20 protein-coding genes and 1 other RNA gene are annotated in these 23,543 nt (G+C 53.5%); 11 read left to right on the top strand and 10 right to left on the bottom strand.

What is annotated here, in order from left to right; genetic code table 11:
• Positions 1-18: 18 nt before the first annotated feature.
• From HRU73_RS11190 to HRU73_RS11175, 4 genes are read right to left on the bottom strand one after another with little or no spacing between them, the layout of a single operon-like run.
• Entirely contained in the window at positions 19-1,245 is a 1,227-nt protein-coding gene (locus HRU73_RS11190) for a restriction endonuclease subunit S (RefSeq protein ID WP_287398733.1), read from the bottom strand.
• Positions 1,242-2,906, bottom strand: a complete 1,665-nt coding sequence (locus HRU73_RS11185; RefSeq protein WP_287398732.1) for a type I restriction-modification system subunit M — start codon at positions 2,904-2,906, stop codon at positions 1,242-1,244. Before HRU73_RS11185 ends, HRU73_RS11190 begins: the two co-directional genes overlap by 4 nt.
• Before the next feature lie 8 nt (positions 2,907-2,914).
• Positions 2,915-3,715 carry a KilA-N domain-containing protein gene (locus HRU73_RS11180; protein ID WP_287398731.1) on the bottom strand — a complete coding sequence of 267 codons (801 nt, stop codon included), beginning with the start codon at positions 3,713-3,715 and terminating at the stop codon, positions 2,915-2,917.
• A gap of 45 nt (positions 3,716-3,760) precedes the next feature.
• Positions 3,761-6,562 carry a type I restriction endonuclease subunit R gene (locus HRU73_RS11175; RefSeq protein WP_287398730.1) on the bottom strand — a complete coding sequence of 934 codons (2,802 nt, stop codon included), beginning with the start codon at positions 6,560-6,562 and terminating at the stop codon, positions 3,761-3,763.
• A 681-nt stretch (positions 6,563-7,243) separates the two neighbouring features.
• On the opposite strand from HRU73_RS11175, the gene HRU73_RS11170 reads away from it, so the two are divergent.
• Genes HRU73_RS11170 through HRU73_RS11160 form a run of 3 tightly spaced genes read left to right on the top strand, consistent with a single transcriptional unit; the run spans position 7,244 to position 11,147 of the window.
• Positions 7,244-7,684, top strand: coding sequence for a DUF2231 domain-containing protein (locus tag HRU73_RS11170; RefSeq protein ID WP_287398729.1), 441 nt, complete (start codon positions 7,244-7,246; stop codon positions 7,682-7,684).
• A complete protein-coding gene (locus HRU73_RS11165; RefSeq protein WP_287398728.1) occupies positions 7,677-9,011 on the top strand; it encodes a PQQ-dependent sugar dehydrogenase in 1,335 nt (444 codons plus the stop codon). Before HRU73_RS11170 ends, HRU73_RS11165 begins: the two co-directional genes overlap by 8 nt.
• A gap of 45 nt (positions 9,012-9,056) precedes the next feature.
• Positions 9,057-11,147, top strand: a complete 2,091-nt coding sequence (locus tag HRU73_RS11160; protein WP_353765137.1) for a TonB-dependent receptor domain-containing protein — start codon at positions 9,057-9,059, stop codon at positions 11,145-11,147.
• A gap of 167 nt (positions 11,148-11,314) precedes the next feature.
• Here the strand turns inward: HRU73_RS11160 and ssrA are convergent.
• From ssrA to HRU73_RS11140, 4 genes are all read right to left on the bottom strand, one after another.
• Positions 11,315-11,674: a transfer-messenger RNA gene (gene ssrA, locus HRU73_RS11155) on the bottom strand.
• Between the two features lie 73 nt (positions 11,675-11,747).
• Positions 11,748-12,395, bottom strand: a complete 648-nt coding sequence (locus tag HRU73_RS11150) for an HAD family hydrolase (protein ID WP_287398726.1) — start codon at positions 12,393-12,395, stop codon at positions 11,748-11,750.
• 26 nt (positions 12,396-12,421) lie between these two features.
• Positions 12,422-13,129: a bifunctional 2-polyprenyl-6-hydroxyphenol methylase/3-demethylubiquinol 3-O-methyltransferase UbiG gene (gene ubiG, locus HRU73_RS11145; RefSeq protein WP_011113000.1), complete on the bottom strand. Its 708-nt coding sequence runs from the start codon at positions 13,127-13,129 to the stop codon at positions 12,422-12,424.
• Positions 13,130-13,305: 176 nt separating this feature from the next.
• Positions 13,306-14,001: an OmpA family protein gene (locus tag HRU73_RS11140; protein WP_011113001.1), complete on the bottom strand. Its 696-nt coding sequence runs from the start codon at positions 13,999-14,001 to the stop codon at positions 13,306-13,308.
• Between the two features lie 356 nt (positions 14,002-14,357).
• Here HRU73_RS11140 and HRU73_RS11135 point away from each other — a divergent pair, with 356 nt between their 5' ends.
• From HRU73_RS11135 to mutM, 4 genes are read left to right on the top strand one after another with little or no spacing between them, the layout of a single operon-like run.
• Positions 14,358-15,128, top strand: a complete 771-nt coding sequence (locus tag HRU73_RS11135; RefSeq protein ID WP_276818014.1) for an ABC transporter ATP-binding protein — start codon at positions 14,358-14,360, stop codon at positions 15,126-15,128.
• A complete protein-coding gene (locus tag HRU73_RS11130) occupies positions 15,125-15,871 on the top strand; it encodes an ABC transporter permease (protein ID WP_011113003.1) in 747 nt (248 codons plus the stop codon). Before HRU73_RS11135 ends, HRU73_RS11130 begins: the two co-directional genes overlap by 4 nt.
• A gap of 23 nt (positions 15,872-15,894) precedes the next feature.
• A complete protein-coding gene (locus HRU73_RS11125; protein WP_276818013.1) occupies positions 15,895-17,256 on the top strand; it encodes a GldG family protein in 1,362 nt (453 codons plus the stop codon).
• 45 nt (positions 17,257-17,301) lie between these two features.
• Complete coding sequence (gene mutM, locus HRU73_RS11120; RefSeq protein ID WP_276818012.1) at positions 17,302-18,117, top strand: bifunctional DNA-formamidopyrimidine glycosylase/DNA-(apurinic or apyrimidinic site) lyase; 816 nt, start codon at positions 17,302-17,304, stop codon at positions 18,115-18,117.
• 18 nt (positions 18,118-18,135) lie between these two features.
• On the opposite strand, the gene HRU73_RS11115 is transcribed toward mutM, so the two are convergent.
• On the bottom strand, positions 18,136-18,732 hold the full coding sequence (locus HRU73_RS11115; protein ID WP_287400072.1) for a DsbA family protein: 597 nt from the start codon (positions 18,730-18,732) through the stop codon (positions 18,136-18,138).
• Positions 18,733-18,786: 54 nt separating this feature from the next.
• Positions 18,787-20,601, bottom strand: coding sequence for a translational GTPase TypA (typA, locus tag HRU73_RS11110; protein ID WP_276818010.1), 1,815 nt, complete (start codon positions 20,599-20,601; stop codon positions 18,787-18,789).
• A 129-nt stretch (positions 20,602-20,730) separates the two neighbouring features.
• Between typA and HRU73_RS11105 the strand changes: the two genes are divergently transcribed.
• Genes HRU73_RS11105 through nusB form a run of 4 tightly spaced genes read left to right on the top strand, consistent with a single transcriptional unit; the run spans position 20,731 to position 23,492 of the window.
• Complete coding sequence (locus HRU73_RS11105) at positions 20,731-21,336, top strand: riboflavin synthase (protein ID WP_287398725.1); 606 nt, start codon at positions 20,731-20,733, stop codon at positions 21,334-21,336.
• Positions 21,333-22,442, top strand: coding sequence for a bifunctional 3,4-dihydroxy-2-butanone-4-phosphate synthase/GTP cyclohydrolase II (gene ribBA / locus HRU73_RS11100; protein ID WP_276818008.1), 1,110 nt, complete (start codon positions 21,333-21,335; stop codon positions 22,440-22,442). Before HRU73_RS11105 ends, ribBA begins: the two co-directional genes overlap by 4 nt.
• 55 nt (positions 22,443-22,497) lie before the next feature.
• Complete coding sequence (ribH, locus tag HRU73_RS11095) at positions 22,498-22,992, top strand: 6,7-dimethyl-8-ribityllumazine synthase (protein ID WP_276677391.1); 495 nt, start codon at positions 22,498-22,500, stop codon at positions 22,990-22,992.
• Complete coding sequence (nusB, locus tag HRU73_RS11090) at positions 22,989-23,492, top strand: transcription antitermination factor NusB (protein WP_276677392.1); 504 nt, start codon at positions 22,989-22,991, stop codon at positions 23,490-23,492. The genes ribH and nusB overlap by 4 nt, the downstream gene beginning before the upstream one ends.
• Positions 23,493-23,543 lie beyond the last annotated feature (51 nt).

Below are 23,543 nucleotides of genomic sequence, written 5' to 3'. Positions count from 1 at the left end.
TTACTCTCCACTCGCGTTTTACAAGGACATCGGCACGCGCGACAGATCCAGTTCGCCCCTGAAGGCCCGCTGGCTTAGCGCGCCGTAGAGTGCTTCGAGGTCGGCAAGGCTTTGCTGATAGCGGGATTTGAGGGTTTCGACTTTTTCTACGATGGTGGAAAACTGCTTTTGAAGATCAATCGGCGGTTGCGGAACAAGTAGACCAGTGACATCCTGCTGATTAACACTGGCCTGATTCACAGCCTTCTTTGCCTTGCTGTTGATCTGAGACTTTAAATATGGAGTCCTCCAGAAGTACATCAAAAATACGGGAAGCATTGCTTCATGATTTAGACGAAAGCGCATCATGTTCGACTCGTAAACCATGGGCTCCGCAATGGCTGGAACCACACCGATCTTTCCCAGGTACTCGATGCTATTAACTCGGTTTACAAGAACGTCGAATGGCCGAATCTCGAATTTCAACAACTCTGCATCTGTAACCTCAACGCGCTTGAGTTCTTCTATATTCTGAACAATTCCATCGTAGAAGGAGTCAATTCGGATAATTTTCATCCCAGATCCATAGGATGATTGGGGCTTGTACAGACCGTTATTCGGCTGCTCACTCATATAAATGACCAACGGATTGATTGGCCACCCCTTTTCGTTCCGCGCTGGATCGCCAAACATCTCCAGAAACACGCTCTTGAGCAGGTCGTCGAGGTGTTGCAGGTGTTGTTTGCGCTGGACGATCAGCCCTTCCACTTTACCGAGCAGATGGGCAATACGGATTTGGTCATTGAGGGGCGGAAGGGAAATCTCAAGATCATCAAGGTGTTCGTTCCTAAGGTTATTAATATTTGCACCTTGGACGGCCTTTTCAATTGATGATCGGTAATATCTTGTTTTGAAAAAATGCTTCAAGTAATCCGAGTGAAGTCCATTCTTTGGGCGAACAACTTTACAGAATGCACCGAAAGAACCAGAAAACGACTCTGGAAAATGTGCATTCTTGCCAATTGCCTTCTTGCTTCCACTTGACGCCGCCAGCAATAAGTCGCCGGCTCTGATGAATTGCTCAGACTTAATTTTGTCTGCGGCGATGTAGATCAAAGAGGAACTATCCAAGCCATCGTCTGTGATGTTATTCGCTTTAAGCAATGGTACAGAATTTTCAAAAGGGGTATCCGCAATTTCATCAGGCTTGTAAGCAATCCCTCTGACTTGGGTGATGTAAGGTTTTAGTTTGACTGAAGGAGTCATCCCACCATCCCCTTCAGTTCCAGCAACTCGCGCACAATGCCGCTTTGCACCTTGGCCAGTTCCGCCTCATCCACATCACCTACCTCGGCTTGTATCAGCCGATCCAGAATCACACCCGGCGCGTCGTAGTGCACTTCCTCGAATACATCTTCCTTGTAGCGCGAGAGTGAGAGGTCGTAGTTGTTTTTCTCGTCGGCAATCTCGCTGCGCGGCACCATGAAGCACTTGGCAGTGCGGTCAGTGTCGGTCGCCGCGTCGCGGGCGTGGTACTTGGCAATGATGTCTTGCAGGTCGCCACAGCCTTCCTGCTTTGTGCGCTTGTCATCTAGCGAGTAGCCATCGGCGGCCATTTCGTAGAACCAGACATGCTCGGTGGCGGGCTTGGCAACCTTGTCCTTCGCCCCCCAGACCTTGGTGAACAGCAGAATGGCGGTGCTGACCCCGGCATAGGGTTTGAACACCCCGCTGGGCAGGGTGATGACGGCCTTGAGGTCGCAGCGCTCCACCAGCAGTTGACGCAGCGTCCTGAATGCCCCGCCGGAGCCGAACAACACGCCCTGCGGCACGATCACGCAGGTGGTGCCACCCTTCTTGAGCAGGCGATAGATGTTCTCGACAAACAGTAGTTCGGTCTTGGTGGTAGAGAGCTGTAGGTTTTCATTGATGTCGCCCTTGTCGATGCTGCCAGTAAAGGGTGGGTTGGCCAGCACGATGTCGTATTCGGCTTCTTCGTTGTAGCTCTTGCTCAGGGTGTCCTGATAGTCGATGTGCGGCTCGTCGATGCCGTGCATCATCAGGTTCATCAGCCCCAGGCGCACCATGGTGGCGTCGATGTCGTAGCCGTACAGGCTTTCCTGCAGGATGGTCTGGGCCTTTTCGGTCAGTGTGGCGGCAACCGAGGTGCGGACAAAGCCGTCTTCATCGGGCTCAAGGTTCTTGGTGCCTGCATTGATGGCCAGCTGGGTGATGATGTACTGGTAGGCACCCAGCAGGAAACCGCCCGTGCCGCAGGCAGGGTCGGCGATCCTATGACCCAGTTGGGGCTGTACCAGTTCGGCCATCAGCTTGATGATGTGGCGCGGGGTACGGAACTGGCCATTCTTGCCAGCGGTGGCGATTTCGGCCAGTAGCATTTCATAGACATCGCCCTGGATGTCCTGGAAGGCTTGGCCGTTTTCCCGTGAGTCCTTCTCCATCACCTCGAAGATCTCGTCGATGGTCTTCACCGCCTCCACCAGCAACGCTGGCTTGGGGATGATGAACACGGCGTTTTTCATGTGGTGGGTGAAATTGGATTCGGCACCGTTCAGGTCTTTCAGGAAGGGGAATACCTTGCCTTGCACATGCTGCAGCATCTCTTCGGCTTGCATGCGCTTGAACTCGCTCCAGCGCAGCATGCGTTTATTGCTGGGGCGCTGTTCCGCCACAGGCCAGTTGCGCTCCTCGGGAGGAATCCAGGTGCCTTCAAACTTGGAGGTGTATTTTTCACCCGTCCATTCGGCATCGGCCTGTCTCTTCTGATCAAGTTCATCCAGCCGTTTCATGAACAGCAGGTAGGTGATCTGCTCGATGGCGGTGAGCGGGTTGCTGATGCCGCCGCTCCAGAACTTGTTCCAGAGTTGGTCGATCTTGCTTTTGAGTTCGGGGTTGTTCTGTAGCATGGTTAATTTCAGCCCAACTGCTTGAGGCTTCTGTCGGCAAGCAGCAATTTCATTTGGTGAATAGCGGTCTGGTTGAGGATTCTTAGCCGCTCGACCTGCGGCAGCCCCTGATGGATAAAGTGGGCATTCAAGGTTTCCAGGTTGGCAAGGCAAACCAGCTGCGAAACATTGGCTTCGTCTCGAATATTGCCTTTGTTATTGGAGTTTTCTTCGCGCCACTGTTTGGCCGTTTTCCCGAACAATGCCATGTTCAGCAAGTCTGCCTCGCTGGCATAAATCAAGCTAATCTGACTTTGCGTCAGCGCAGGCGGGATCAGGTTTGTCTGAATGGCATCTGTGTGAATGCGGTAGTTGATCTTGGTAAGGTTGCGGCGAATGTCCCAGCCGAGTTGCTGTTGTTCAGCTTCCTTGAGGCGTTGAAATTCCTTGATGAGGTAAATTTTGAATTCAGCGCTGATCCACATGCCAAACTCAAAAGCAATATCTTTATGGGCATAGGTGCCCCCGTAACGACCGGCCTTGGCCACCAACCCAATGGCATGGGTCCTGGCGACCCATTCCTTGACGCTGATTTTGTAGCTGTTCAGGCCAGCCTGGCTTCTAATTGTGGCGAATTCGCCATAATTAAAATTCGGGTTGTGCACCTGCTCCCAAATGCCCAGAAACTCAACGGTGTTGCGGTTGCGAAGCCAGTCAGAGATAAAAAAGTCGCCGTCTTTGGCGCGAAGCATGTCGGTCAGGGAAATGAAATCCATGGCATTTTCCGAGTAGACCGTTACTGCTATGCCTTTTACATCCATTTTTGGCATAGTTTGTCCTTTTTAATCGAGATCATTTTGCAGGCTCAGACTCAATCATGATGCCACCAGCCCTTCGGTCAGCTGCAGGATTTCGTTGATTTCGGCCGGGCTGAATACGCCACGGATGCCTTGCGGGTGAATGACCGTAAAGGGAGCGTTGATCAAGTCTCTCTTCTCCACCTTCTCGCGCTCGATGATGAAGTTCTTCAACAGGTTGAGGAACTCCATCTGGCGGCTGGACAAGGTGGTGTGGGCACGAATGAACTGGCCGAAGGCGGCGCTGACTTCATCCGGGAAGCTTTGCAACACTTCGATGCCGAGAATGTGGCGGATAAACTGGATAAAACGTGCTTTACGGTTTTTGTAAACTTGGCGCAGCAAGTCTTCGGTGATGTGCGGGTGTTCTTCATGCAGCAGTTCGGCCAGTTCATCGGATTCCTGGCTGTTCACCGCCTTGCCGTTCTTGATCTTCTGCAGCACCGGGTTGTGCTCCGTCAATTCAGTAATCAGCGCCTCGACCATTTCGCGGTAACGGCTGATGCTGACAGCTTCGTGCTGCGGGCCGAATTCCACCCATTCCTTCTTGTGCAGCTCATCGGCCAAATCCAGGTGGGTTTGCCCCTGGCCTGTGGATTGTTCCCGAAATTTCATCAAAGGTCCGAGCTTGGCCACCAACTCATCAAAGGCCTCTTCGTCGGCTTTGGCCCAGTAGTGGCTGGTTTGCGCCGCGCGGATCAGGGCTTCTTCCTGCTTCACGAAGCTGACCGAGAGCGGTAGTTCGCTGATCTGCTCGACGATACCTTCCTTGATCGTTTCGGCTTGTTCTTTGTCTTCATTGAGCACAGCCAGCGAATATTCGAGCAGGTCGCGCTCAAAACGCATGGCCTTGAAGTCGGCCTCGGAAACAGTGCGGAACAGCAGCTTGATTTCAGCGCGCAAGAATTCCAGTCGGTCATGGCTGAGGCTGATCCAGAAGTTGTCATCGTCCAGCCGCGCCAGAGCAGCGGCGGCTTCCTTGATCACGACCGACTCTTTGGGCAGCGCGGCAATCTGCAGGCGGAGCTTGGCAATTTCACGACTGGCAATGTCGGCATGGCCGCTGTCGTTGGCCTTCTCGATCTTGTCGAGGCGCAGGCCCACCAGCCGCACCGGGAGCGGCAACTGCGGTTTGAGTTCTTTGCCTTTAGGGTTGAGCTTGAAGTATTCGAAGTTGTCCCAGCAGTCGAGGATCAGGAACACCTCCTTTTCAAGGCACCAAGGCTTAGGTTTGCTGGTTTCCAGCAGGCGCGTGCCGCGCCCGACCATCTGCCAGAACTTGGTGTAGGAGTAGACCGGCTTGGCGAACACGAGGTTGACGATTTCGCGCACGTCGATGCCGGTATCGAGCATATCCACGCTGATGGCGATGCGTGGCATATCGTTGTTGGTGAACTGATCGAGCAGACCACCCTTGCCGTAAACGCGCGGGTCGTCCGATACCAGCACCTTGGCCAGTTCACCATGGTATTGCGGATAAAGCTTGTCGAAGATTTCCTCGATGCGCCGGGCATGTGCCTTGGTGGCACAAAAGAAGATGGTCTTGCCCGGCAGCACGCCGTTGGCATCCTTGATGGCTTCTTCCATGAACTCGCGGACGATCAGGGTGTTGGTGCCATTGTTGATCACCTGCCTTTCAAGCTGGGTACCCTCGAAGTTGATGTCTTCAACCTCCTTGCCTTGCAGGATTAGCTTTTTCTGATCTTCCAGCGAAATGGTGCGTTTGCTGATGCCCTCCATCTGGAATTTGGTTTGAATCTTCATGACCTGAAAATTGCAGAGGTAGGGCGGCACGTTGTTCACGGCCTCTTCATAGGTGTAGGCAAACGTGGGAATGCCGTCTTCGCAGTGAAAGAGCTGGAAGGTGTTGTGGTCGATGATGTCGGTCGGCGTCGCCGTCAGACCGAGGGTTATGGTTTTGAAGTAATCGAGGATTTCGCCGTAGGTGTTGTAGATGGAACGATGGCTTTCGTCCACGACGATAAAGTCGAAGAAGTGTGGCGACAGGTGCTGCGCATCATCCCGGATGATATTGAGCATCGTCGGGTAGGTCGCCACATAGATGCGGCGATCCATGGCAATGAGTTTTTCGCCCACGTTGGGCCAGCGAGGCTCGTTGGGCAGGTGTTCCTTGAACGTGGCCAAGGCCTGCTCGCGCAGGGCAATGCGGTCAACCAGGAACAGCACCTTCTCGGCATGGCCTGCACGCATCAGTGCATCGACCATGGCAATGCAGGTGCGGGTTTTGCCGGTACCAGTGGCCATCACCAGCAGGAAGTCACGTTTTTTCTGCTCGATACCTTCGAGCACTGAACGAATCGCACGGATCTGGTAGTCCCGGCCGGCTATCGAGGTGTTGATGAACTCCTGCGTCAGCGGCTTTCGGTTGCGGCGAATGTAGGCAAAACGCTCCAGATCGTCGCGCGTGGGGAAACCGACGACCTTGCGGGGCGGTGCATTCTCCAGATCCCAGAAATAGAGTTCGTGGCCGTTGGTATAGAAGCAGAATGGCAGTTCACTGCCCAGTTGCTTCTGGATGTTGTAGCAGTACTGCTTGGCTTGCTCGCGGCCAAGCGCGGCATCTCGGAGGGTTTTTTTGGCCTCGATCACGGCCAGTGGCTTACCGTCTCTGCCCAGCAAGACATAATCGCTGAACTGATGGCCCTGGTATGGGGTGCGTGGTTCGGCTATACCCGCTGGCAACGCAGTGAGGATGTCGAATTCTTCGATAACCTGAGTCGGGTCTTTGACGTTCCAGCCTGATAACGCGAGTTGCTGGTCGATCAGGTCGGCTCGTGTTTGGGCTTCAGTCTCGCTCATCAATGACGAGCCTCTTCGTCGGTAGCAGATGTGCTGCGCTTTGCTATAGCTCGGCTATCACCAATAAGGCATACATTGTCCGATAGCCTGTATGATTCAATGTCTTGGCTTAGGCGTGGCAGATAAGGTAAATTTTGAGCCAAGTTAGGCCAAGTGATAACGTGTGCCACTGCGCACTCCCTTTTGTTGCAATTTGCCATTCTTAACCAGTTGCTCAACCGCACGACGCATACCTCACCCTTATGATGAAGTCATTGTTATTGTAACAAGACATCCATTTCTCTTTGATTCGTCCCGCAGTTTTATTCTCATTCACGATATGTCGAGCACCGAACATACTGCCACCAGCAATCTTGCTTTAAACAGGATAATAGGTAATTAAATTTGAACTCGTTCGATATCAAGGAAGCAACGACCTTTTTAGCATATCTTTCTTGGTTTTTAATCGCTGAATACGGCTGCTTTATCTCCTCCTGCGCCTGCGCTACTCTGTCACTTGCTTGCAAACGTCAGTACAGTAACGCGGTACTCAACGATACCAAGGTAATGCTCATGGGCCGGCTGGTAGCATGACATTTGGAAACCAGCGTGGTCTATATTGAACAATCGGCTTGCGGTACCAAAAGGCAATGCAGATCGTCAGAATTATTATCCGTACTCAGTTCATGTCAGAGGTTTCCAATGCTCACACATCCCGTACAGACACGATCGCGGCTGGCACACACCGTGTTCGCGCTTCTCAATCCCATACCCTTTGGGTTCTTCGTCGCGGCACTGATCTTCGATGCGATCTATGCATGTAACGCCAACGTGTTTTGGGTCAAGTCGGCTGCCTGGCTCAATGTGATCGGGCTGATCTTTGCAATCATTCCCCGCCTGATCAATTTGGTTCACGTCTGGATGCCCGCCAGGCGGAGTTCTCGTGTCGAGAAGCTGGACTTCTGGCTCAATCTTGTCGCCATCATCACAGCTATCGTGAACGCCTTTGTCCACACCCGGGATGCTTATGGCGTTATGCCCGAAGGGGTCTGGCTTTCCGCGGTGACGGTGGCCTTGATCGCCATCGGTTTGATCGTCAGCGCGCTGCAACAAGCCACAACACGGGGAGGCCGCCATGAATAAAACATACATAGCCCAGGCATGTGCGGTGGCACTGATGATGGTGCTGGCCGGCTGTGAAAAGGCAACCTATGAGCCTGCGCAGCAATCGGGTGCGAATCCTCCACTGCCCAAGGCACAGAAGTTCTTCATTCCACCCATCCAGACTCCGGATAGAACGGGGTGGGCGGAAGGTGAAAAGCCAACCGTCGCGGATGGGTTGGCGATCGAGAAGATCGCCTCTGGCCTGATGCACCCCCGGCAACTTCTGACCTTGCCCAATGGCGATGTGCTGGTGGTCGAAGCCAACAGCCCAGGCACCGTGCCTATCACCTCGCCCAAGCAGATGATCGCGAGCATCGTCAAAGATCGCTCTGGTAAGGGTGGCAAAGGCGGCAACCGCATCACACTGCTGCGCAAGGCGGCCGGCCAGAGCGGTAAATGGGAAAAGTACGTCTTCATCGAGAATCTGCATTCCCCATTCGGCGTGCAATTGATCGGCGATACGCTATATGTCGCGAATACCGGCAACATCATGAAGTATCGTTACACGCCAGGCGAGACACGCATGTCCGACCCCGGCGTGGAGTTTACGGACTTGCCCAGTACCGTTAACCATCACTGGACGAAGGCACTGCTGGCCAGCCCCGATGGCAAGAAGCTCTACGTCGGGGTCGGTTCCAACAGCAACGTAGCTGAAAACGGCCTGGATATCGAATACCGACGTGCAACCGTGCTCGAAGTCGATGTGCAATCGGCGGCCAGCCGCATCTATGCGTCTGGCATCCGAAACCCCACGGGATTGGGTTGGGAGCCAACGACCGGCAAGCTCTGGGCAATCGTTAATGAGCGTGACGAAATCGGCGCAGACCTGGTACCCGACTACCTCACCTCCGTCCAGGAAGGCGGGTTCTATGGCTGGCCGTACAGCTACTACGGACAGCATGTGGATCAGCGCGTGCAGCCGCAGCGTCCGGATCTCGTGGCCAGGGCCATCCGCCCGGACTACGCCCTGGGTTCGCACGTGGCACCGCTGGGACTGTGGTTCTATCAGGGCCGCAATCTACCGGAGAAATACCATGGTGGAGCCTTCATAGGCCAGCATGGAAGCTGGAACCGTACCCCATTGAGCGGATATGACGTTGTCTTTGTGCGCTTCAAGGATGGCAAGCCCGAGGGGGTGCCGGAACCGGTCGTCACCGGCTTTACATCGGTTGATCAAAAGACCTTGAAGGGCGCACCGGTGGGCCTGGCCGAAGATGCTGAAGGTGCTTTGCTCATCGCGGATGATGTGGGCAATACCATCTGGCGTGTCACGGCGCACGGCACCGACACACCCGCACCGCGTTGAGACGATACCGTGCGCTTTGCCAAGCCTTTCTGCGTGACTTCACGTATGGGAGTTTTGGCCTTGCTTCTTCTATTTCCGAGCATAGCTGCGGCCCAGGAGATGCCCACCACGACGCTTGCACCCGTCGTAGTACAAGCGACTCGATTGGGAGCATCGATAGCTGATACACCGGCGTCTGTCGATGTGATTGACGGACGCCAGCTCCGCGCGCGCCAGCCGGGTATCAACCTGTCCGAAGGACTTGTCAGCGTGCCAGGGCTGCAGCTACAGAATCGTCAGAATTACGCGCAAGACCTGCAGTTGTCGATTCGCGGCTTCGGTGCCCGCTCCAGCTTTGGCGTGCGCGGGGTACGCCTTTACGTAGACGGAATTCCCGGGACCATGCCGGACGGCCAAGGACAGACGTCTAACATCGATATTGCATCAGCGGATCGCGTGGAGGTGCTGCGCGGCCCATTCTCGGCGCTGTATGGGAACTCCTCCGGCGGCGTGGTGCAGGTATTTACCGAAGAAGGTTCAAGGCCGCCGCAATGGGTTGCCGATATATCAGCTGGCAGCTATGGAACCAGACGTTATGGATTGCGCGCCTCCGGCGCCACCGAAAGCGCTCTGGGCCTGATCGACTATAACGTGAGCGCCAGCCACTTCACCACCGGGGGATACCGGGACCACAGTGCTGCACGCAAGAACCTCGGCAACGTAAAGCTTGGGGTGCAACTCGATGATGCAAGCCGGTTGACGATCGTCGCCAATGGCGTAGACCTGACTGCGCAGGATCCGCTGGGGCTGACCCGTTCACAGTTCGAATCAAATCCCCGGACCGCAGCCATACAGGCCAGGACTTTCAATACGCGCAAGATGGTCCAGCAAACACAGGGGGGATTGGTCTATGAGCGGGATATCGACGCGAACCATTCGCTGCGCGCCATGCTGTACTATGGCCAGCGCAATACCGTACAGTACCAGGCGATTCCGGTAGCTGTGCAACAACCACCCGGCAGTGCCGGCGGGATGATAGATCTCGCGCGCAGCTATGGTGGTGCGGATCTGCGCTGGACGTCTCGACTGTCGGTGGCCGATCGACCACTGACACTCATCGCTGGCCTGTCGTACGACAGTATGGTTGAGCAGAGAAAGGGATACGAAAACTATACGGGAAGCTCTGGCGCGCCGACATTGGGTGAGCGGGGAAACTTGCGGCGCAATGAAACCAACCGTGTCTATAACCTGGACCCGTACCTGCAGATGTCATTGCAAGCCTCTCCCCAATGGGCGGTGGATGCGGGCTTGCGCTACAGCACAGTATCTTTTGATTCCAGCGACCACTATATCGTCCCAGGCAACCCGGACGACAGCGGCGGCCTGCGCTATCGCAAGGCATTGCCCATTGCTGCGCTGCGCTACACGCCGGCGAAAAACACCATGCTTTACGCATCGTATGGCCGAGGATTCGAGACTCCGACTCTCAATGAATTGTCATACCGGCCAGATGCACAGCCGGGGATGAATTTCGGCCTCGATCCCGCCCTGAGCGACAACTTCGAGTTGGGTGCCAAGAAAGAAGTTGCCGGTGGATTGCTAACCGTAGCGATCTTTCGCAGCGATACGCAGGACGAGATCGTACCTGCCACCAGCCTGGGCGGGCGCACATCGTATCGCAATGCCGGCCGAACACGGCGCGATGGCGTAGAGCTGGGATGGAGCGCGCGATTCGCTGGCGATGCCCGTGTCCAGTTTTCCTATTCGTGGCTCGACGCCCGCTATCGGGAATCTGTATCCGACGCCATTCGCGCAGGCCATCGGATTCCAGGCACAGCCCGCCAAGCCGCTTACGCCACGGTGGCCTGGGAGCCGAGAGAAGGCTGGCAAGCCGGCATCGAGGGCAGGTACCTTGGAAGCGTTGCCATCAATGATGCTAACTCCGACGCCACACCTGCGTATTTCGTCGCGGCACTCAGCGCAGGCTATCTCTGGCATGCGGGGCCGTGGCAGGGACGGGTATACGCCCGAGCAGACAATCTCTTTGATCGGCGGTATGCGGGCTCGATCATCGTGAACGAAGGAAACGGGCGGTATTTCGAGCCTGCACCTGGCCGAAACTGGAGCGCTGGCATAGGGGCTACCTACACGTTTTGAAAGGAGCAAGCCGACGTTATCAAAACGCCTTGAAGGCAAAGTTGCCATCGTTACAGATGCCACGCGGTATTGGTCGAGTCCTCACTGTTGTGTGCCAAGCATTTGCGCTACAGTAAGGATTTCAAACAGAAAAAAACCCAACCTTCATCGGTTGGGTTTTTTGGTATTGGTGGAGGCGGCGGGAATTGAACCCGCGTCCGCAAGTCCTCTACAGACAGTTCTACATACTTAGCCATGTTGTTTGATTTAACCTGGCATCCGCCAACCGGCAGGCTGATGACAGGCGAGTTACCTATTTTTTAGCGCTCTGCAAAGTAACCCTGCAAAACGCGATCCTCGTTAATGACTCCACTGTCTGTTGCCAGACCCGGCGTTGAGGCCCACCGGTGTGGAGTTTAGCCGGATTAAGCGGCTAAAGCGTAGTTTTCGTCGTTTGCGACTATTTTTTTTCAGCTGTTTTACGAGGGTACTGAACCTCGGTATGCCCTGCGCTGCTTTGCAACCCACGTCGAAACCGGATCGCCCCCTAATAATAAATTCTTGTCGTTTAAGAGCTGGTATTAATGAGAAAGTTCAACCGGGGGGGTGGATTGTAACAGATTAAATGTGATGCAGCAGATCACGCGGGTGATCGATCAGTTCAGCAGCACCCCACGTCTCCGGTGGCGCACAATTGCCAAGATAGCCGTAGAGTGCCACGATGGGTTTCACCCCGGCAGCGAGGCTGGCCTGTACATCACGAATATCGTCACCCAGATAAATACAATGATCAGGGGCTGTGCTTATCTGTCGGCAGGCGGCAAGTAACGGTTCAGGATGCGGTTTGCTATAGGGGGTATCGTCCCCGCTGATGATACAGGCTGCACGATGGTGTAAACCCAGCAGATGCATCAGTGGTCGGGTGAATTTTGCAGGCTTATTGGTGACGATTCCCCATGGAATGGCCCGGCTATCCAGTTGTTCGAGCAGTTCGGTGATTCCCGGAAACAGGCAAGTATCCTGGCATAACTGCTCGGTATAAAACGAAAGAAATTCCTCTCGCATAGCCTGATATTCAGGGTCGCCCGGTTTCAGGTCAAAACCGAGACTTAGTAACCCGCGTGCTCCGGCAGAAGCTTCGGTACGGATCAGTTCGATCGGCAGAGGAGGCTGATTGCGGGCAGTACGTTGCCGGTTGAGTGCGCGACCGAGATCCGGTGCGGTATCCGCAATGGTGCCGTCGAAATCAAATAAAACGGCTTTGATCATCCGTCATTAAGTACATTGGCCCTGGATCAGGCCCGGAACGCCATGATGTAATTGACACTGGTATCTGCTTCTAGTGCATAAACCTTTGTAATCGGATTGTAGGTCATACCGACGATTCCGGATTCCATGAGTCCGGCACTGCGAGCCATGTGTGCCAATTCAGAAGGCTTGATGAACTTTGCATATTCGTGCGTTCCCCGTGGCAGCAGCCGAAGGATGTATTCAGCGCCGATGATGGCATAGAGATAGGATTTTGGATTACGGTTCAGCGTCGAAAAAAATACCCATCCACCACTTTTCACAAGGCGAGCACAAGATTGAATCACACTGGCAGGATCAGGCACGTGCTCCAGCATTTCCATACAGGTAACGACGTCGTAGTAGCGGGGGCGTTCCGTTGCAAGTGCTTCCACGGTTATTTTACGGTAATCAACCTGGTTGCCGCTTTCCAGCAGGTGTAATTTCGCTACTTTCAACGCCTTGTCGCTCAGGTCGATTCCTGTCACGCTGGCACCACGTGCTGCCATGGATTCTGACAATATTCCGCCACCACAGCCAACATCGATGACTGTTTTCTCACTTAGCCCGCCAATAATTTCATCGATATAGTTCAGCCGGAGCGGATTGATTTCATGTAACGGTTTGAATTCACTGTTTGGATCCCACCAGTGGTGTGCCAGTTGGCTGAATTTTTCCAGCTCCATTGGATCTGCATTGATACCATCATTATCCATACGATTACTTACCTGAAAATTAACCGGAAAAATGCTTTTGCCAATAAACCATACGCTTGGGTGATTCGTGGCTTGATCCCAGTATAACAAGTTCCCGATCGGGATCTCTTTCAATACTAAAAAGCCCTGCACACCGGCAGGGCTTTTTAGCGATCCAAACGAATATGAATCAAATTTTAGTTAACGGTTTCTCTCGTACCGGCAACTTCAATTTCCACACGACGATCCGGCGCCAGACAATCGATCAAAGCTCTGGTTGCCTTGGTTCCATGGCAGGAATCACCCGTAACCGGGTTGGCTTCACCTTTACCATCCGTGAAGATACGATCAGAGCCGATTCCTTTGGAAACCAGATAGCTCTTGACTGCTTCCGCGCGTTTTATGGACAGGTTTTTGTTATAAGCTTCCGAACCGATACGGTCGGTATAACCTACAGCAATGATCAAGTCGTAATTCACGCCTTCCAGGTTAGCAGCAAAATCATCCAGTGCCTGTTTGCCGGCTGGTTTCAGGACGGCCTTGTCAAAATCGAACAAGGCATCAGCAGAAAAAGATACTTTCTCAGGTTCGGTAACAACAGGAACTACCGGTGGTGGTGCCTCAACCACTTGTTCAGGTTGTTTGACCAGATCAGGATCGCACTCATAGATGGCTTTGGCAGGTGTCCAGTAGCCGGTACGCCAGCACAGGCCAGTCGAATTTCTCGCTACGACACCACGATCATCCACAGCGTAAGCCTCAGCTTTGTCCACCGCACTCAAACCCTGTCTTTCTTCCTCATGTGTATTGGCCATTACGGCTCCGGATGCCAGCAATCCGGGCAAAATAACGGCTCCCATCAGGTATTTCCTGGCTAATATCATTTTTTTCATGCTGTTGTCCTTATCCTCAGGTATAAAAATACTGTGTCAATCACCACACTCACTCTTTTTATACGACCACTCGCACTGTCACGATCCTCCCGCTCATCGCAATCAGCATAACTGCTCGCATACTACCGGCGTCGATTATGATTTGATCCTTTTACCTTTGTCAAACCGAAGTGTATCTTCTGCACAACACTGTATCAAAGCAAATGACTCAGAATGGACTAAACTGCGGAAAGTATTAATACAGTAAATTTCATGACCTTATTCATGACCCTATGATAGCCGCGAGATTGAGGGAGCAGCCCTTTTATCGGAAAAATCTGCCGGGACGAGTAATATAATAAGGTGCGGATCTGATAATGTTTATTGATGTGACCTCGAACAGCCCTTATCCAGTCATTGAAGCCAATAGGTTAAGCCGTCATTTTGGTGATCGTGTCGCCGTCCATGATGTAAACCTGAAATTGCACTGTGGTGACATTCTCGGGTTTCTGGGGCCAAATGGCGCCGGCAAAAGTACCACCATGCGAATGCTGACCGGCAATCTGGCACCGAGCAGTGGAAGCGTGCACATTTGCGGAACCAATCTGCTGGATGATCCGCTGGAAGCAAAACACCATATTGGTTATCTGCCTGAAATTCCGCCACTCTACAAGGAACTGACGGTAGATGAGTATTTACGCTTTGCCGCCCGGCTGCATGGTCTTGCCAAAACATCGCTGCAAATTGCCCTGGATGAAGTAAAACAGCAGTGTGAACTGAATGATGTGGGAAAACGACTGATTGGCGTTCTGTCGAAAGGTTATCAGCAGCGCGTTGCAATTGCGCAGGCGATCATCCACCGGCCGCAACTGATCATCCTGGATGAACCCACAGTCGGCCTCGATCCCAATCAGATCCAGAAAGTGCGCGCACTGATTTGTGAACTCGGCAAGACTCACGCCATCATTCTTTCCTCGCACATCCTTTCAGAAGTGGAAAGTGTATGCAATCGCGTGCAAATCATGCATCAGAGCAAACTGGTGCTGGATGACAGTCTGGATAACCTGAAACGGCAAAACATGAATCTGGAAAACATATTCATCCAACTCACTGCCGGAAATACACCCACCGGGGAGTCAGTGCAATGATGATGCTTACCATTGCCGGCAAGGAGTTGAAACTGCTGTTCGCGTCATCACTGGTATGGATCTTTCTGGCGGGAATGCAACTGGTACTGGCCTGGGTATTTCTGGGACGGCTGAACACTTTTCTCGAAATACAACCCCAACTGGCACAACTGGCCAACCCGCCAGGTGTTACTGAAGTGATCATCTCACCCGTTTTTTCCGTAGCCTCTATCGTACTGCTGGCCGTCACACCCGTGCTGAGCATGCGCCTGTTTGCGGAAGAGCGCCGCAACCATACACTGGCCATGCTGATTTCTGCACCGGTTTCCACATCAGCCATCGTACTGGGCAAATTCATGGCACTGATGATTTTCTTCTGCCTGATACCCCTGCTGATCGTAACACTGGCCATTTCATTACTGACCGGGGGAACGCTGGATTTTGGCCTGCTGGGGAGTAATGTGATCGGATTGATCCTGCTGGCAGGCTGTTTTGCTGCACTGGGGCTGTATATTTCCAGCCTCACATCCCACCCGACCGTTGCAGCACTGGGTTGCCTGGGCGTGCTGCTGTGCCTGTGGGTAATGGATATCGTGGCAATCGAGTCGGAAAGCGCCGCGCATCACTTTTCCCTGTTCAGACATTTCGAAAGTTTCAATATCGGCCTGATCGACTCGTTCAGCCTCGTCTTTTTTCTCCTGTTCACCATTACCTTTCTGGTATTGACCATCCGTCATCTGGAAGGTGAACGACTGAATGGCTGAACTTTCCTTCCAACCGGTTTTTTATGGCACGCTTCAATAAAAAGTTATGGTTACGATCCCGCTGGCAGAACGGTATATTCACCGCCCTGTTTCTGATACTGGTAGGGACACTGGGCTATCTGGCGCAGGAATTCCGCATACAGTGGGATATCAGCCAGAACAACCGCAACAGCCTGAGCCAGGCCAGTATCGATCTGCTACAAACACTCGATGATCCTCTGCATGTCACGGTTTATGCAACGCAGCAAGATCTGCAGCTGGGAGATATTCGCGGAATCATCAGCAACTTCATCAGTATATATCAGCGAATCAAGCCCGACCTGACCCTGAATTTCATCGATCCGGTAGAGCAACCACAACAAGCACAAAGTGCAGGAGTCAGGCTCAATGGTGAAATCGTCATCAGTTATAAACAGCGCAAGGAGCGCCTTACCTCTATCAACGAACAGGCATTTTCAAACGCACTGGTGCGGCTGGCACGCACTGAAAAAAAACAACTGTTGATATTGTCCGGCCATGGTGAGCGGAAAATGGATGGTATCACCCAGCGGGATCTGGGAAATTTCGGTAAAAAACTGCAGGAAACCGGCTTCGAAAGCACACTATTCAGCCTTACCGATCCACCTGAGATTCCGGATACCGGCGTACTGGTCATCACCTCCCCGCAAATCGAATTGCTGGAAGGGGAAGTGAAAAAGATTCTGGATTACCTTGCCCGCGGCGGGAATCTGCTGTGGCTGGTAGATATCGGTTCATTGAACGGATTACTGCCTCTGGCCGAGAAACTGGGAATCGTATTTACCCCCGGCGTCATTGTCGATCCTCAGGCAAACCGGCTGAGAGTACCTACCACTTTCGCACTGGCAACACGCTACGGCGCACATGCCGTAACGGAAAACTTTGACTACATCACAGTATTTCCTTTTGCGCGCCAGCTCATCCTGGAGGAAGGTACCGACTGGCACCGTACCATCCTGGCGGAAGCTGCGCCTGAAGGCTGGGTGGAAACCGGCTCAACCGATTCGTCGGAAGGTGAAATCACCTTTGATGAGGAAAACGACGTTTCAGGCCCGATAAGTGTTGCCGTGGCATTGAGCCGGGTGGTGGAAGATCGCGAACAGCGGATCATCGTGGCGGGCAGCGGGCATTTTCTGGCCAATGGCTATCTCGGTAATGGTGGCAATCTGGATCTGGGCATGAACATGATCAACTGGCTCGCCGGTGATGAAGCATTTATCCCGATTCAGCCACGTGCCACCCTCGACAGCCAGCTGGCGCTGAGCGAACTGCAATTGACCCTGATCGTCACCGGCTTCCTTATCATCCTGCCGCTGGTGTTTCTTATCAGCGGAATTTCTATTAACTGGTACCGCAAGCGCAGATGACGTGCGATCCGGTCTCTGCCGCTCATTGCTGGCTCCTGCCCGATCATGCCGGAATTACCTGAGGTCGAAATCACCCGGCGCGGAATCGACACCCATCTGGCCGGCAGGGTCATCACGCAGATCAGCATTCGCAATCCCGTTCTGCGCTGGCCGGTATCTCCCGAGTTGATTGCCCTGTTACCCGGACAGCGGATCAATGCAATCGCCCGGCGAGCCAAATATCTGCTGTTTGCCTGCAGCAGAGGAACGCTCATCATGCACCTGGGCATGTCCGGCAATTTGCGTGTGCTGCCTGAATCGACTCCACCACAATTGCACGATCATTTCGATCTGCAAGTGGACAATGGAATGATGCTGCGTTTTCGTGATCCGCGGCGGTTTGGCGCCATCCTGTGGTGGGATGGCGATATTCGTCAGCATCCGCTATTACAGAAACTGGGTCCCGAACCTTTGAACGATGATTTCGATGGACAGTTTCTGTATACAAAAACACGAGGACGCAACGCCAGTATCAAGGAAGTGCTCATGAACCAGCACATCGTGGTCGGTATAGGCAATATTTACGCCAATGAAGCTTTGTTTCACGCCGGGATTTCCCCTCTGGCCGCGGCTGGCAGTCTGAATACCATGCAATGCGAACGGTTGGTTGATGCTGTCAAGGCGACTCTGCTGCGTGCAATCAAGGCTGGAGGAAGCAGTCTGCGTGACTTCACTGATTGTGAAGGCAGTCCGGGCTATTTTCAGCAGCAGTATTGGGTGTACGGGCGAGCAGGCCAGTCATGCCGACACTGTGGAACGTCAGTGAGTAAAACCCGGCAAGGCCAGCGGTCCACTTTCTTTTGTGCACAGTGTCAGCACTAAAAAATCAGTCAGCTTCAATCAAACTCCATGCTGCTGCAGCCAGGTGTCCAGCAGCTGGCGCAATGCTTCGATCGGACGATAACCTGTAGTAATCAGATAGCGATCTGTTCCGCTTTCAACCACAAGCGCCGGAAATCCACTTATTCCCCATTGTGCCACACGCTGAAAACCTGCCAGTGTCCGCTGTTTCGCCTCATCAGATTGAAATACCGGGGTAAATCGTGATTCCGGTATGCCCAGATCTACTGCAAGTTTTTTCAAAATGGCAAGTTGCGCAACATCTTCCTGCCCGACATAAAAAGCACGCTGTATCGCGGCAAAAAAAGGAAATACCTTTTCCGGTTCGATCAGTGAAACACTGACGACACCCCGGCAGGCAGGTTCGGTGTCGTAAATGAAACCTTCCGGCAAAGCATTTTCAAATGTAAAAGGCTGGCCAGTAGTGGTATGTACCGAATGCCAGTGATGCAGGATTTGTGCTCTTTTTTCCGGTAAAAACGGCGTGTTCGTTCCCGGCCGCAATCCACCCGGCATTATCTTCACCGTTAAAAATGCTGAATATTCCTGCCGGATGTTCTCGATTACCGGTGCAAACCCCCAGCACCATGAACACATGGGGTCGGCTATATACCACAGAACCGGTTTTTCCATGGCCATTAGCCAAGAATGTCAGGCTGCGCTGCGGGATGCCCGTTTACGTTCGTGTTCCAGCAGGAAACGTTTACGGATGCGAATGCTTTTCGGCGTAATTTCAACCAGCTCGTCATCTGCGATGAATTCGATGGCTGATTCCAGCGTCAACTGAATCGGCGGTGTCAGCACCACTGCCTCGTCATGGCCGGATGCCCGGATATTGGTCAGTTGCTTGCCCTTGATCGGGTTAACAACCAGATCATTCTCACGGCTGTGGATACCAATGACCATGCCTTCATACAATGGCTCTCCGGGGCTGACGAACATACGTCCGCGTTCCTGCAGCTTCCACAGCGCGTAGGCCACCGCCTCGCCCATTTCTGCTGAAATCAGCACCCCGTTTTTGCGTGAGGCCATATCCGGCCGCATTGGTGCATATTCATCAAAAACATGACTCATGATGCCGGTACCACGCGTCAGCGTCATAAATTCCGACTGGAATCCGATCAGGCCGCGTGCGGGAATACGGTAATCCAACCTGACCCGACCGCGCCCGTCAGTCACCATATCCAGCAGGTCACCACGGCGTGTTCCCAGCGCTTCCATTACCGCGCCCTGATTGGCTTCATCGATATCGACGGTCAGGACCTCGAACGGTTCACACTTTTCACCATCAATTTCACGGATCACCACCTTGGGACGGGACACCGCCAGTTCATAACCTTCCCGGCGCATGTTTTCGAGCAGAATCGTCAAATGCAATTCGCCGCGGCCGGAAACGAGAAACGAGTCGGTTTCACCGGTTTCTTCCAGCCGCAACGCAACATTGGTCAGCAGCTCCTTTTCAAGACGTTCACGCAACTGGCGGCTGGTAACGAATTTACCTTCCTTACCTGCAAAAGGCGAGGTGTTGACCTGAAAATTCATCGAAAGCGTCGGTTCATCGACTACCGGCATCGGCAATGCCTCCGGATGATCGATATCCGCTAGGGTCGTTCCAATACCGAGTTCATCGATACCGCTGATCAGCACAATGTCACCGGCCGCGGCTTCGCTCAGCTGGATCCGATCCAGCCCGCGAAATCCGGATACCTGATTGACACGTGCTTTTTTCGGTGCCCGCTCACCTGTCAGCACCATGACTTCCTGCCCCGGCTTCAGGCGACCACGATTGATCCTTCCAATACCGAGACGTCCGACGAAACTCGAATAATCGAGCGCACTGATCTGCAGCTGCAGCGGCTGGTCGGGATCACCCACCGGCGCCGGAACATGTTTGAGTATCATGTCGAACAGCGGGCGCATGTCGCTGCCAGGCTGATTGGCATCCAGCGTGGCATAGCCGTTGAGTGCAGAAGCATAAACCACCGGAAAATCGAGCTGCTCCTCAGTAGCATTCAATTTATCGAACAGATCGAACGTCTGGTTCACAACCCAGTCCGGCCGTGCGCCAGGACGATCGATTTTGTTGACGACCACGATCGGACGCAAACCGGAAGCCAGTGCTTTACGGGTCACGAACCGGGTTTGCGGCATGGGACCCTCAACAGCATCCACCAGCAACAGCACGCCATCCACCATCGACAGTACGCGCTCGACCTCTCCACCGAAATCGGCATGGCCCGGCGTATCCACGATATTGATATGTACGCCCGCGTAGTCGATTGCACAATTCTTGGAAAAAATCGTGATTCCGCGTTCGCGCTCGATATCATCCGAATCCATCACTCGTTCAGCAACAGTCTGGTGAGCGGCGAAGGTGCCGGCCTGGTGCAGCAGCTTATCCACCATCGTGGTCTTGCCATGGTCCACATGGGCGATAATGGCGATATTACGGAGCAGGCGTGTCATAATTGAAAGTTCCTCGGCAGTCGGTCTGGACGATTCCAGACAAACTGTGAATTATATCAGTGATCGAGCTGCCCGATTGACCGGGGTCTCATCTGTTTGCGGCAGAATTCATTCAAAACCCGGAAAAACATGTTCACAGGAATTATCGAAGCAGTTGGCAATATCCGACACGTCCATCCGGAAAAGGATGCGGTACGTATCTATATCGATCCCGGTAAACTGGATCTGGCGGATGTCGCCATTGGCGACAGTATTGCTGTCAATGGCGCCTGCCTGACTGTCACTGCATTTGAAGAGGGATGCTTTACCGTCGATGTCTCCGGTGAAACCCTGAGTTGCACACATGGGCTGGATATTCCCGGCAATCCGGTCAATCTGGAAAAAGCGCTGCGGTTCTCCGACCGGCTGGATGGTCATCTGGTCAGCGGCCATGTGGAAGGGATCGGCGAGGTCGTGGAATTCACGCAGACGGGTGACCGCTGCCTGCTGGCAATCGAATTGCCTACGCAACTGCTCAAATACGTCATCCCCAAAGGTTCGATCACGGTCGATGGTGTCAGCCTCACTGTGAATCAAATAGAGGCCGGACGGGTTGAAATCAACCTGATCCCCCATACATTGGCCAATACGACTTTCGGGCAGTTTAACCCTGGCAGGAAAGTGAATCTGGAAACCGATATGATAGCGAAATACGTGGCACGTTTACTCGATCAGGCCCAAGGCAGACAACCATGACGATTTCCTCGACTGAAGAAATTCTGGCAGATTTCAGAAATGGAAAAATGGTTATTCTGATCGATGAGGAAGATCGCGAGAATGAAGGTGATCTGGTGCTGGCTGCCGACTTTGTCACACCCGAAGCGATCAACTTCATGGCTCGATATGGCAGAGGACTGATCTGCCTGACATTGACGGAAGAACGCTGTCATCAGCTCAAACTGCCTATGATGGTGGCAGACAACCATTCACCACTTGGCACCAATTTCACCGTCTCCATCGAGGCGGCAACGGGTGTGACGACCGGTATTTCCGCCGCCGACCGAGCCCGCACCGTTCAGGCAGCCGTCAAAACCGATGCCAGACCGGAAGACTTGGTTCAACCGGGTCATATTTTCCCGCTCAAGGCACAGAAAGGGGGTGTACTGGCGCGTGCCGGCCATACCGAGGCAGGCTGTGATCTGGGACGTCTGGCAGGTTTGACTGAAGCTGCGGTGATCTGCGAGATTTTGAAAGAAAATGGCGAAATGGCACGATTGCCGGATTTGATCGAATTTGCCGGCAAACACACTCTCAAGATCGGGACGATTGCTGATCTCATCCATCATCGCAATCTCACGGAAAGTCTGGTATCACGTTTTGCCGAGCGTCCCCTGCACACTGCCCACGGCGAATTCAGGCTGATTGCCTACCATGATAAGATTGCCGGTGTAACTCATATCGCGCTGGTAAAAGGCACATGGAATACCGGTGAGGAAGTACTGGTGCGAGTGCACGAACCTCTGTCGGTGATCGATCTGCTGGAAGCCGATGATCACAGCCACTCCTGGAGCATTCATGACGCCATGGCGGTCATTGCACAAGCCGGGAAAGGAGTGGTCGTGCTGCTGCACCGCAAGAATGATGCCAGTGTGCTGACCGACCGGATTTTGCGAGCCAGGCCGCGGCAACCGGACAAACCCGTGCCGGATCTGCGCCAGCATGGTATCGGCGCGCAGATTCTCAAGGACCTCGGAGTCAGTAAAATGCGCCTGCTGGCCACTCCCCGCCGTATGCCCAGCATGACCGGTTTCAGTCTGGAAGTTGCCGGGTATCTGGAACCGGGAAACCGTATTCGCAAGTAAAACCGTTTTTTCTATCAGTAGTCGATAAGCCGATCCCAACAAGGAGGTACACGTTATGTCCTATTATGACAATATCCTGGAAATAGATTCAAACCTCGACGGAAACGGGTTGTGCATTGGTATTGTCATGAGCCGTTTCAATATCGACGTGAGCGAAGGATTGCTCGGAGCCTGCACGGCAGAGCTCACCAGACTGGGTGTACAGGAAGCGGACATCGTTCTGACAACCGTACCCGGCGCACTGGAAATTCCGGTTGCCTTGCAGAAGCTGGCTGAATCGGATCGGTTTGATGCCCTGATCGCCCTGGGTGCGGTAATCCGTGGCGAAACCTATCATTTCGAAGTGGTAGCCAATGAATCGGCACGGGGACTGGCGGCCGTCGGACGGGAATACAACATTCCAATCGCAAACGGTATTCTCACGACCGATGATGAAGATCAGGCGACTGCCCGCATGGCTGAAAAGGGGGGGGAGACAGCGCGTGTCGCGGTAGAAATGGCCAACCTGGTGCTGACCCTCGATGAAATGGATCAATCTGCTCCCACATGATGTCAACCGAAACCGTTCCCCCCGTAAAACGGGTACAAGGCCACAAAGGCTACAAAAACCGTCGTCGTCTGTCACGTGAACTTGCCTTGCAGGGGATCTACCAATGGCAAGTCACCGGAGGTAACGCTCGGGACATTGGTATGCAACTGCAGCAAGTCAGCTTTTTCAGCAAGGCAGATGGCCCCTATTTCTCCGATTTGCTGCAGGGTGTCCTGGAACACGCTGCCGACCTGCAAACGCAGATCCAGCCGCATCTCGATCGACAAATGGCTGAGCTCAGTCCGGTGGAATGTTCGATTCTCCTGATTGGTACCTATGAAATGGTTTACCGCCCTGAAATTCCCTGTCGTGCCATCATCAACGAAGCCATCGAACTGGCCAAAAGCTATGGCGGAACGGATGGACACAAATACGTCAATGGCGTGCTGGATAAACTGGCCACCCGGTTACGTGCCATCGAACTCCAGCACCCGCCTGCGCGAAATAAAGATTCCGGTTAAATTATCAGGCAGTCCACCGGCGCCGAACCCGTCGACAGTCTTCCTGCCGTA

The organism is Nitrosomonas sp. H1_AOB3 (assembly GCF_015709435.1).
GTDB classification, from domain to species: domain Bacteria; phylum Pseudomonadota; class Gammaproteobacteria; order Burkholderiales; family Nitrosomonadaceae; genus Nitrosomonas; species Nitrosomonas europaea.
This window is presented reverse-complemented; position numbering and strand designations above follow the sequence as displayed.